This is a genomic window from Orrella sp. 11846 (assembly GCF_048820935.1).
GTDB lineage: Bacteria > Pseudomonadota > Gammaproteobacteria > Burkholderiales > Burkholderiaceae_B > Algicoccus.
This window is the reverse complement of sequence record NZ_JBMERD010000045.1, coordinates 1-1,017: the sequence shown is the minus strand read 5'-3', so window position 1 is coordinate 1,017 and position 1,017 is coordinate 1. Positions and strand designations below refer to the sequence as shown.

Genomic DNA, 1,017 nt, shown 5'->3' with positions numbered 1-1,017 from the left:
GCTGAAAAGGCGGTGTTTCTTGTTTTTTTGCAAAGAAATCTTTGCGCCTCGCTCAGTGCCTCAAAAACGAGGGGTTGTTCGAGGTGCCCCTTAGAAGCTGATGCTTTAGAAAGTTTGGAGTCTAGGGTTTTCGCTGAGGCTTTAGTAGGTTATAACCGCTCTATTAAAAATCAATGCGCTTTTACCTATCGAGCTTAGAAAGCTTGGACTCCAACATTAGAATATACAATAAGTTATGAACAACTGGCGTACTTGGAAAATAAAATACAAAAAACAAATTGATCATGTTGTAGGGTATGAGGAGGCATTTGTTGAAAAGATTCTATCTCAAATACCAGAGATTAGCCCCGCAGATGTAGTACCTCAATTTCATTTTATCGATGACAACGGTGGTAACCGTTATATCGATTTCATGATTGTAAATGAAAGTAAAGGTTACTTCCTGCCAATTGAGCTAGATGGGACATATAAAGATATTAATCATCAACGCTGGAAAGATTTTCTTGTTCGTCAAAATTCACTGATAACTAAATTTGGCATGGTGCTTCGTTTTAGCAACAAACAAATGATCTGGGAGTCTTCTGAAGTTGTGGCTAAGATTAGACAAACCCTTCACCTTCAATCGACCAATAAGATCACTGAAGAAAGTAAGGTTCGAGAACGAGAACGTTTGATGGAATGGTACGAGAAGAAAATCAATGAACTGGAGCGTTCAAGCCATAATCATAAATCGATTGAAGATGAAATTAACCAACTCAGAACATTGGTTGAAGAAATAAGAGCGCCACAACAACAAGCCCCCACAAAAGAGTTGGTGACCAACCAAAAGGTTTCCGGGTCTAAATCTAGTTTTTGGTTAGGTATAAGTGTTGCGTTATCTACCGTATTAGTTGGAGTTATCTTTCTGTGGACAAAATCTGAAGTGCCAGATTTCAATGAATTGAAGCAGCCCATAGATGACCGTGGAGCTGCTATAAGCATTATGAATGCTTCCGGTGAGTCAATGATAGAAAGTGA

At 38.8% G+C, this 1,017-nt stretch carries 1 protein-coding gene; it reads left to right on the top strand.

Going from position 1 to position 1,017, the window contains the following annotated elements; all coding sequences use genetic code 11:
* Positions 1-235: 235 nt before the first annotated feature.
* On the top strand, positions 236-1,017 hold a 782-nt coding region (locus tag ACOI06_RS14525; RefSeq protein WP_420663307.1), incomplete at its 3' end, for a hypothetical protein.